The sequence below is a fragment of the Halorarius halobius genome, from assembly GCF_024298865.1.
Taxonomy (GTDB): domain Archaea; phylum Halobacteriota; class Halobacteria; order Halobacteriales; family Haloarculaceae; genus Halorarius; species Halorarius halobius.
The window spans coordinates 41,934-51,715 of the sequence record NZ_CP101165.1 but is presented as its reverse complement, the minus strand read 5'-3'; the positions used below and the strand labels follow the sequence as shown (position 1 = coordinate 51,715).

The window sequence follows — 9,782 nt, the reverse complement described above, 5'->3', positions numbered from 1 at the left end:
GACTTAACTCTGTGGTGAATCGCTTGGATAGAATTCTATTTTAGAATTTTACTCTATTTAGAAATAGATTACTACTCTGGAATAGCTATAATAGAATTAGTGAACTGGCTCAAGGGAGGCTCCACAGACCTCACCTCTCTGGCACTAGGTCTCGGTGGCGGAACCAGATGTCGAGTTCCTGACCGTCCACTTCAACCCTATACGAGTATGAGTCCAGATTGCGCTCGGTTTCCTCGGCAAGAGAATCTTCTAGGATATCAACAACCGTCCCCACCTTCCCGTGATGTTCGCCGTCCGGATCGTCGGGGCCGAGATAGACACGCACCTCATCGCCGGGCGAGTAGACCTCGTCGGCCGGTTGCGAGATGTCTTCCATCTGGAGGCAGATTTCTGCGTAAGTATTTAAATGGTGGACTGAGCAGTCAGTTGTAATGAGTGAGGCGGATGTCCACTTTGAGCTTTACCGTCACCTTCAGAACGCCATAGAGGAGGAGCCGGATCGAGACGGAATAACGTTCGGCACTGCTCGGCCCGAGTATGGCGAGAACATCGAGGGGTTCGCCGACATAGTTATCTTCGATGACAGCGGCGACGCCGTGTTCGTCGTGGAGGCAAAGAAGCCGGGCGAGCCGGGCAACCGGAACATAGACCCGTACTCGCCGGACGTGATTCAACAGGCGTTCGGGTACGCCGGTCAGCTCGGGGCGGGCTACTTCTGCACGTTCAACGGCCAGCGACTCGTGATGTTCAACGCCTTCGAGCGCGGTCAGACCCTGCTCGAGCGCTCCACGAAGTCTTACGAGGGCATCACGGACTTGTCCGAGTTCGCGGACTTCCTGCTAGACGAGATAGCCGAGATGGAACGCGGGGAGGGCGAGTGGGACGCGCTCGACGCAGCGTTCATCGAGCGGGTTCGCAGCCTGCACGAGTTCGTCGCCCCGGAGATGACAGAGAACCTGCGGGAGCAGCTCGATGAAGACGAGGATTTCCAGTCCCGTTTTAGCGACTGGGCGGATGATCAGGGGTTGGAGTACACGGACGAGGAGACCGACGAGGAGGAGAAGCGGCACATAGAAGAAGAGTTCGCCGCGCAGGCCGCCTACCTGCTCATCAACAAGATCATCTTCTACCGCATCTTGGAGAGTTCCTCGGCGTACGGCGATGAGGTGGAGCCGCTGACCATCTCGATCCGTCGCGTGAAGGAAGACCTGCAGGACTACTTTGACCTGCGCTCTTGGGTAGAGGATTGTTGGTCAGTCCTGAGCAGTAGCTGGAAGTCACAGCGGGCAAGGGTGACGCGGTCGCGTCACCCGACGAACGATGATGCCAATCAAGACGTTCGTCTCGGAGCGTCGGGCCGCGAATCTGCTAGCACAGATTCGCTGGCGTGACGGCGTCTATTGCCCACGCTGCCGTGCCGAATCGGTGATTCGGTACGGCAGCTATCGGGTGTTTCAGCGGTATCTGTGTAAGGATTGCGACCGCACGTTCAACGATCAGACGGGCACGGTTTTCGAACACTCTGCGGTCGCACTCAGAAAGTGGTTTCTCGCCGTCTACACCTACATCCGCTTCAACACCAGTCTGAGACAGCTAGACGTCGAAATCAACGTTTCGTACAAGACGGTCTATCGGCGCGTCCAGCGCTTCCTGCGAGCGCTGGACGCGCCTCAGTTCCATCTCGAAGGGCCGGTTGAGATCGACGAGTTCTACGTGAAGGCGGGACGCAAAGGCCGCGAGCGCGACGGGCCGTCGCGCTCGCGTGCGCTGTCCACGCGTGGACGTGGAACGTACACCGAGGACAAGCCACCCGTGTTCATTCTCGCAGATCGTGGCCGCGGTGAGCGGTACGTGATCCCAGCAAAAGCCGCTACCGAATCGACGATTCGACTCCTGCTGGCCGACCGCCAGCAGGAGTCGCTGACCGTCTATACCGACGGCTTTCGGGCATACGAACCGCTCGAAGCGGACGACGCATTCACTCGTGAATACGTCGTCCACGGCGACGGCGAGTACGTTGATGGAGACGTTCATGTGAACACCTGCGAGAGCCACGCGTCGCTGGCGCGACGGTGGCTCTCGCCACATCGAGGCGTCTCCAAAGACAGACTCACACCGTATCTCCGAGCGTTTCAGCTCCGCCGTGAAGTGTTCCGAAAACCGGGTGAAGAAGCGCTCAAAACCATCCTCGAAACTGCACTGTGATTCACCAACAATCTACGCCACAAGAGCGCCGAGAGATGTCTCGATCGACGAGATTCCCATCGATATCGCGAACACGCAGTCCGGCGACGTCGACGCAAGCGACGTTCCCGAGGAGATCGGATCGCTGACCCGTGCGCTGGCGAGTACGGAGCCGCCGACGAACCCGCTCGTCGTGCTGAAAGCGGCGCGCTGGTGGTATATCCATGGGAAGGGCGGTGCTGATCCTGCGTTTCAGTGGGCAGTCGAGTGGGCCCGCCACCTCGCGACCGACACGCCCAGCGACGTGGATCGGTTCGACGAATTCCTCGAGTATCTCGTCACAGTCGGCTTCGCGGACGATACAGCCGAGCTTCGATAGCGCTCCCCGAGGGTCGTTCATCCGCCCCTGAGGGGTGCGGCGCGTTGTGAACTGGCAAAATCGCGTTCGTCCGATTCAGTGACCACTATGTCTACGACCAGAGACTCGTCGGTCTCCTTCGACCAGACCGACACGCGATCAGACGAGATGAACAGTACCATCGAACAGTGGATCGACGACCTCGTCGCCGGCGTCGACGACGCGCAGGCCAGCGCCGAGTTCCAAGAGTGGCTGGACGTTCAGAGCCGGTTCCACGACTACTCCTACCGGAACACGCTGCTGATCAAGCGGCAATACCCCGACGCGACAAAGGTCGCCGGCTACCGGACGTGGCAGGAGGAGTTCGATCGGCACGTCCAGGAGGGCGAGTCAGCCATCTGGATTTGGGCCCCGATCATCACCAAGCAGTGTCCGGAGTGCGGGAACTCGCCGCGCTACCACGAGGACAGCGACTGTGAGTACGACGAGACGCCGCCCGAGGAGTGGTCCGAGGGCCTCGTCGGATTCAAGCCTGCCCCGGTGTTCGACATCTCTCAGACCGAGGGAGAACCACTTCCCGACCTCGACACGGAAGCCACCGGAGACGCCGGCGACCTCGTTGCTCGGCTGACTGGTGTCGCCGACGAACTTGGCGTGACGGTTCGCATCGTCCCCGAAGCGGAGTGGACCCATGGCGAGGCGAAAGGCATCTGTGAGCAGCTGAGCCTCGTCGACGTCCAGCCGCTCGTCGAGGTTCGCGACCGGGAGAACGATGCCGATCTCGCCCGGACACTGATCCACGAGTTCGCACACGCCCTGCTTCACTTCGACGTGGAGGACGACACCGAACGGTCGAAACGCGAGGTCGAGGCCGAGGCGGTCGCCTACGTCGTCGGTCGGTACTACGGGCTAGACACGAGCGGGTCAGCGTTCTACCTGGCCGTGTGGGAGTCGGACGATCCCGAGATCGTTCGAGAGCGCCTCGGCCGGATCAGCACCACGGCTGAAGAGATCATCGATGCTCTCGACAGCGTGGCTTAACCAACATGGAGGGTCGTTCGCCTACTCTGTTGGTTAAGTCTTTCAGTGCCTGCAGAGGGGCGGAGGCACTCGCCGGAGACCACGACCGATGACCGAGAGATACCTCTCCGCCGTTCTTGAGGAAGCAGAACAGATCGCAACCCACCACGAACTGGTCGCCCACTCAACTGAGAACGCAGCCCACGAGTATCTGCGGTACGCGGTGCTGAAACTGCTCGAAGAGGGACCGTCCGATTCGGACAGTACATTCCCGCGAATCGATGACGTGACTGTCGGATACGGGCAGGATACGGCGATGTTCGAGAGCTGGCACACCGACGTCGAGTGGTGGACGACAATCCCCCCGCAGGAGGAGTGTACGCGCTTTCGGATATTCTACCCCATCGAGCACGAGTCAGTTCCGCGCCTCATCGTCGACGTGATGAGTGCGCTTGGGGCGTGGCGGGTCTGGACCGGGAGCGCTGTTGACTGCGGGTCCTACGACCATCGCGAGCGGCGTGAAGTCCACTTCCTGTGGCCACAGGGCCACCCGGTCGAGGACCGCCTTCAGGAGCGAGTCGGCGAGCCTGACGCCGTCGCCCCGGATGGTGGCTGTACAGGAGACGTTCGCGATCGGATGGTCGCTTCAGCCAACGGTGGGCAGGTCGACGATCTCGAACCCCGTACCCGTCGCGCGGTCACCGAGGAGATGTCGGTCTCGTTGCTGGAGAAGGGCGGTCGGTACGAGGTGCAGTCGGCATCCGGGAACCGCTACGAAGTCGACGTCGTCGGCGAATCCTGTACCTGTCTAGACTGGCAGCAGCGGTCCCCCGCCGGCGGATGTAAGCACCTGCGTCGCGTCGATCACGAAATCAAGCGCGGCCGAGTGCCGCGACCGGATGGCCGACTCCCGGCTAATACAGCTGATTCGGGTTAACCAACAGAACATCCTGTACATCCCCCACGTTGGTTAACGCAGACAGTTACGGTTCCACTGCCGTCACGGAAGTTCTTCTGTGACGTCGACGAGCTCCTCCTCGGTCTGCCAGCGATACAGCCGTCCCTCTTGCTCGAACAGCTCGAAGACGCCGTCCTGCATCCAGCCGAAGGGGTGGTCTTCGTCCTCGTACACCCGCTTGAGGACGTGGCTTTTCTCGAAAAACTCCGTCGTGCCGACGAGGAGGCCCTGCTCGACGAGGAAGTCACTCGGTTCCTTCTCGGCGACGCCAACGAGGTAGGTCACGATGTCGGCAATTAGGCAGAACTTCTGGATGCTGTTGTCCCACTCCCCGCGGATGTCGACCATCCGGAAGGCGTAGGCGTCCTGCCGGCGGTTGAGCCGGTCGACCACCAGGTTCAGCCGGCGAATCGGCTCCCGATCGTAGTTTCCGAGCACAAAGTACGAGCGCTCGTTTTCGTAGAGGGGGGTCAGTTCGCTCAGGGCGTGGAGGATCTCCTCGTTGTCCGCCAGCGAAATCTCGTCGTCGTCGAGTTGGTCCTTCGCACTCGTGAGGACTTCTTCAGGGACGGGCGGCTCCTCGTCGGACATATATGGCCCCTCTCAGCGTCGTGCGATATGATTTACGGAGTAAATCACCAGCTTAGTCAGGTGTGATTTAGTCCAGAGTGGTTTACTCAAGGGTAAACTACTTGCCGCTAGGCCGTGTATCGTGTCGTATGAGCACCGACCTGGGGACAGCTGAGGGGATGGAATCCCGCGAACTCGTCCACTTCGTCACCCAACAGACGCGGTTCGCGCTGATCAACAACATCCTCCAGCACCCCGACCAGCTGCCTTCGATGTACGAGCTCGAGGAGCTCAACCCCAGCGTGAGTGACGCCACCGTCTACAAACACATCCAGAAGCTCATCGACGCCGGCATCGTCAAGGAGGTCGCCCTGGACGATGACCAGCGCCGGCAGGGCTACCCTTGGAAGTTCTACGGCCTCACGGAGGAGGGACGGGAGTTCCTAGAGGAGCACAACCTGCTGGCTGCTGAAGAGACGCTCCAGCAGATCTACGACACCATCTCCGACAAGCCCGAGAAGATGGTCAAGTACGAGAACGCCCCTCGTCCCGACGGCGTCTAACGGCACGGTCTATTTCTGAATAGTTTGCTATTCGCACTCTTTGGCCCGTGACGAGACGATATCCTGGTTAACCAACAAATCTATGCCGATACGGGCTCTGTTGGTTAATACGAGGCGACCGCTGATGTCCTACGAGCCACCGACGCCGCCGGCGGAACTCCCGACAGATCTCGTCAACACACTCAACGGCTACTCGCCGGACCAGCTCCAGCACGTCGCGCGCTACGCCGAAGAGCTGGCAGAGCACAAAGCTCGCGAAGCGCGTCTCGAGGAGGAATCGGAAGATGACGAGGTCGACGAGCGGCCGGACAATCTTCCGGACGACGTCCCGTCGAAGGCCACGATCACAATCAAGGAGATCAACGACAACCGCTACTACTACTGGCAGTGGCGAGAGGGAGAGAAGGTCAAGTCAAAATATAAATCGCCAGTCAACCCGGACGAGTAAGCCGACAACTGGCGTTATTTCGCCGGAACCACACCCCGTATGCGAAGTGAATTCGCTGACGGCGTCGAGGCAACACACCCCGTGTGCGATATGAAATCGGCAATGGCCCCCCGTGTGCGAAATGAATTGAGGGCCCTTTCGAAGCGGACCCCGTATGAGAGGTGACATCCTCATTTGCTATCTGCTGCGGTACTCCCCACAGGGGTAGTCTCATCAGATGAGGAGGTTTCGGAACTATACTCCGAGAGCGTCATCTGTCGGGGATTCCGACTCTCCTCTCGGCGTTCCAAGGCCCTGTCACAGGGGCTCCCATTCCGCGGGGAGTCATCGTGTCCCGTTTTCCAAGGCACACTCTCTCCCCACGGATCGGCACGACGGGCGATGTTTGCCGCTGCATTGATATCCGCCTGATATTCAGTTACCCAGCAGTCGGGATTGGTACACTTGAACTCGGCTTGTGAGGAGCGAGATCCGATATGACCACACTCATGGCACGTCTTGGACGTGTACGCAGGTGGGACGAACTCGACGGGGACGCTCGCTTCAAGCGCCTTGTCTTCAAGACGGCTGATTAGCTGAGCAAAGGCCCACGAGTGTAATCGTCGATTCAAATGAGCACTGTAGTCCAGCCGTTCTTGGATATACGATAGATCTTCGAGGACGATGACGGGACTCTCGAACTGACAGGCATATTCGACAGCCTGGGTGGTCGATTTTTCCACGATATCAGTGAGGGCGTTCTGGAAATGTTCGAAGCGCCACTGGATACGCCAGTCTGCAGAATCTCGCTCCTGTAAGCGCTTGAGAGTCGTGTACATCTCCTTCCGTATTCGTCGTGCCCGACTGCCATCAAACAAGAATGGATCCGTCGGTGCGTCATGTTGTAGGGCACAGCCCGTGAGCAACGTCGATTCACCGACGTCGAACCCGATATGCGTCGGGTCATCCGGGACCTCGGGCTCTTTAACCGAGTATTTTACAGTAACGTGCAACGTCCATGATGCTCGATGCTGAGTGAGTCGAAATTCACCAGCTGATGCAGTTCCGTCCAAGAGATCAAACCAAAGCGGTTTCTGCTCAGGGTTGATCTGCAGCGGAACCCAGAAGCCAGTCCCGTAGCCTGCCTGAGGAACGCGCCAGCAGAACTCGTGGGCCCGTGTTGAGGAGTGATCAATCTGCAGCCCACGGTGAGTGAAGCGAACAGGATGGTCTTCAGCTAACTCATCCGCATCGTAGCTGTACTCGAGTTGGGGGACGTATTGTTTGAGAGCGTCTTTTGCGTACGAAGTCAAATCGTAGCCGGTGACGAGATCGTTGATTTCTGACCGCGTATTCGCTTCACTATCGAAGGCAGCTTCGAGCGCATCTTGGTATGTCGCTACCGTTTCACGAAGTTTCCGCTCTTTGTGCGCAGTTGGATCAACAAGGGTGGCCTCGAGCGTTTTCGTGACGGTAGCGGTGTCGGCCATCCGACGCCCTGCGGTATACCCGTAATCTTTTAAATACCTACGGACGACACACCGTGAGATAATTCCAAATCTGGGGCGGGGGGACACCCCGTGTGCGAAATGAAATCTTGCGTACCGTTGTCAGACATATCTAGTCATTCTAACAACACGCCCGCCGGAACCACCCCCCGTGTGCGAAATGAATTCGGAGCCGGCGTCGGGGAGTCTTCGCGTTAGTTCCCTTCGAAGAAATCGTCTATCTGCGCGTTGACAACGGATTTGACGAGATCCTCGTCGTGTTCAGCATCCTCGAGGCGGACATCAGCTTGGAGAGTCTCGGCGACTACCTCCGGATCGTCAACGAAAGTGTACTCTTTGTGGACACCACTCCCATAGCCGCGCCCCCGCTTCTCCGACGTAACGAAATTGTAGGTCTCAGCTTCGTTCATATATCGCAGATAGGAGTCGCGCGATTTTTCATCGGCATCCAGGAGGTCGGTGAGGTACTGGTACACTCGATAGGCAACCGTACTGGGGACAGCGTTCAGATTGCGCTGTGAATAAACAGGGACGATCGCAGTAGCGTAGAGCGAGAGCTTCTTTTGCGTCGAGAGGCCCTGCATCTGGGTCAGCGTCCGGTCCCGTTCGGCTTCCTTCTGGGCGTCGCGAACGTGCTCTTCACGAACCGTATCTTCTCCACCTCGGTCGGCGATTTCACCCGCCTTCCGGAACAGATCGATTGCCTTCCGCGCATCGCCGTGATCTTGAGCAGCGAATGCAGCACTGAGCGGAATGATTCCATCCTCGAGGACATCGTCCTGGTACGCGTCGCGACGACGTTCGAGAATCGATTGCAGTTGATTCGCGTCGTAGTCAGGGAAAACGACGTCCTGCGGATTAAACGAACTCTCCGCCCGCCCGTCGAGGTCCTCCATGAATCGGGGATCGTTCGTAAGCGCGGCGACGGACACATGGCCCTCGATGCGCCCAAGCTGCGACGCTCGCGACAGCTGGTAGAGCAGTTTCGAATACGCCGGCTCGTCGTTCGGGTCGCGTTGCCGGCCCACCAGAAGGTCGACCTCGTCGAGGATGATGATGACTGAGTCGAAGTTGTTGCTCAGAATCTCGTAGAACCGATCGAGCTTCTGGTCAGTCGAGATCCCGCTCTCGGGGACACCGACGTCGACGCCGGCTTCTTCGGCCGCGTTCTTCACGAGGCGATAGACAGCCCGGTCGTGCGATTTGATCGTCTGGCAGTTGATTTTGATGACGCCGAATCGATCTCCTTGCGAGTTCGCGAGTTCGAGAACCTGCTGGCAGACCGCATTGATGATGAGTGACTTCCCAGTCCCCGACGGCCCGTAGAGGAGCATATTGGGTGGACGATTCCCCTGCAGTGCCGGTCGTAGGTAGGTGATGATGTCGTCCAGCTGTTCATCACGACCGACAATTCGATCCTCGTCGATGACGGCATCCGGGTCGAGGAGCCCCTTGTCTCGAAAGACAGAATTTTGGACTCCCTCCTGAAGACGGCCTTTGATAGATTGTGAGAGGGATTGTTGATCGTCGCCGTCAGCCATGTTTGCGCAGTTAGGTCGAAACTATAAATAAATATGGGTACCGTGTGCGAGGTTAAATCGGTCGAATTCACCGGATAGAAGTGCTTAGGAGTCGGGTAGTCGGGTGGACTCCGTGACCGCGGGCGAAATCAATTGGTCGTGATAGCCCCCCGTGTGCGATATGAAATCCCAGAAGGCTCGTCGAACAGCCGTCAACGACGAGGCGGGTCAGAAGAACTCAGCAGAGACACTCCCCGTGTGCAAGATGAAACACCAGACGTGGTCTCAATCCGAATAGTACCGGGCATATCTCTCGATAATCTCGCGTGGGATGAGATCTCGTCGGTAGGTCACCCCCACACCCCGTGTGCGATATGAATTTGACGAGAGGGTGGGCAGGGACGCACCACTCACGAAACACGGGATTCGGCCAGAGAGTCCACGAGAGGACGTAGAACGGATGGTAACACCCAGCTCACGAGGGAGGTAAACCACGAACCAGTCCGGTCGTATCACGAAACGTACCGTTTCGTTTCGACCGACTCTAGTTCTATTGCGGCTATGGTTGACAGAGAGACTATGTAAAAGTTTCCCTGAAACATAGTTCACTCCGATATTGTTACCTCTGCGTTCTCTCCTCCGTGATATCGTGGATTTCGGGTGTCTCGCGTTCT

11 protein-coding genes are annotated in these 9,782 nt (G+C 58.4%); 7 read left to right on the top strand and 4 right to left on the bottom strand.

What is annotated here, in order from left to right; all coding sequences use genetic code 11:
- Positions 1 to 130: 130 nt before the first annotated feature.
- Entirely contained in the window at positions 131 to 376 is a 246-nt protein-coding gene (locus tag NL112_RS22830; RefSeq protein ID WP_255153119.1) for a DUF8139 family protein, read from the bottom strand.
- Between the two features lie 55 nt (positions 377 to 431).
- Here NL112_RS22830 and NL112_RS22825 point away from each other — a divergent pair, with 55 nt between their 5' ends.
- The 5 genes from NL112_RS22825 to NL112_RS22805 all read left to right on the top strand — a co-directional run bounded on the left by NL112_RS22825 (position 432) and on the right by NL112_RS22805 (position 4,499).
- On the top strand, positions 432 to 1,391 hold the full coding sequence (locus NL112_RS22825; RefSeq protein ID WP_255153118.1) for a hypothetical protein: 960 nt from the start codon (positions 432 to 434) through the stop codon (positions 1,389 to 1,391).
- Positions 1,321 to 2,205 carry an IS1595 family transposase gene (locus NL112_RS22820; protein WP_255153104.1) on the top strand — a complete coding sequence of 295 codons (885 nt, stop codon included), beginning with the start codon at positions 1,321 to 1,323 and terminating at the stop codon, positions 2,203 to 2,205. The genes NL112_RS22825 and NL112_RS22820 overlap by 71 nt, the downstream gene beginning before the upstream one ends.
- 10 nt (positions 2,206 to 2,215) lie before the next feature.
- The gene (locus NL112_RS22815; protein WP_255153170.1) at positions 2,216 to 2,563 is read left to right on the top strand and encodes a DUF8013 domain-containing protein; all 348 of its coding nucleotides are present in this window, start codon (positions 2,216 to 2,218) and stop codon (positions 2,561 to 2,563) included.
- 87 nt (positions 2,564 to 2,650) lie between these two features.
- Positions 2,651 to 3,583 carry an ImmA/IrrE family metallo-endopeptidase gene (locus NL112_RS22810; protein WP_255153117.1) on the top strand — a complete coding sequence of 311 codons (933 nt, stop codon included), beginning with the start codon at positions 2,651 to 2,653 and terminating at the stop codon, positions 3,581 to 3,583.
- A gap of 88 nt (positions 3,584 to 3,671) precedes the next feature.
- Positions 3,672 to 4,499 carry a hypothetical protein gene (locus tag NL112_RS22805; protein ID WP_255153116.1) on the top strand — a complete coding sequence of 276 codons (828 nt, stop codon included), beginning with the start codon at positions 3,672 to 3,674 and terminating at the stop codon, positions 4,497 to 4,499.
- A 63-nt stretch (positions 4,500 to 4,562) separates the two neighbouring features.
- On the opposite strand, the gene NL112_RS22800 is transcribed toward NL112_RS22805, so the two are convergent.
- Complete coding sequence (locus NL112_RS22800; RefSeq protein ID WP_255153115.1) at positions 4,563 to 5,111, bottom strand: DUF8170 family protein; 549 nt, start codon at positions 5,109 to 5,111, stop codon at positions 4,563 to 4,565.
- A 128-nt stretch (positions 5,112 to 5,239) separates the two neighbouring features.
- Between NL112_RS22800 and NL112_RS22795 the strand changes: the two genes are divergently transcribed.
- Positions 5,240 to 5,653, top strand: coding sequence for a MarR family winged helix-turn-helix transcriptional regulator (locus NL112_RS22795; protein WP_092665166.1), 414 nt, complete (start codon positions 5,240 to 5,242; stop codon positions 5,651 to 5,653).
- A gap of 124 nt (positions 5,654 to 5,777) precedes the next feature.
- Entirely contained in the window at positions 5,778 to 6,101 is a 324-nt protein-coding gene (locus NL112_RS22790; RefSeq protein WP_255153113.1) for a DUF6788 family protein, read from the top strand.
- A 170-nt stretch (positions 6,102 to 6,271) separates the two neighbouring features.
- Here the strand turns inward: NL112_RS22790 and NL112_RS22785 are convergent, their stop codons facing one another.
- Positions 6,272 to 7,570: a transposase gene (locus NL112_RS22785; RefSeq protein ID WP_255153111.1), complete on the bottom strand. Its 1,299-nt coding sequence runs from the start codon at positions 7,568 to 7,570 to the stop codon at positions 6,272 to 6,274.
- A gap of 212 nt (positions 7,571 to 7,782) precedes the next feature.
- Positions 7,783 to 9,129, bottom strand: coding sequence for an orc1/cdc6 family replication initiation protein (locus tag NL112_RS22780; RefSeq protein WP_121578264.1), 1,347 nt, complete (start codon positions 9,127 to 9,129; stop codon positions 7,783 to 7,785).
- Positions 9,130 to 9,782 lie beyond the last annotated feature (653 nt).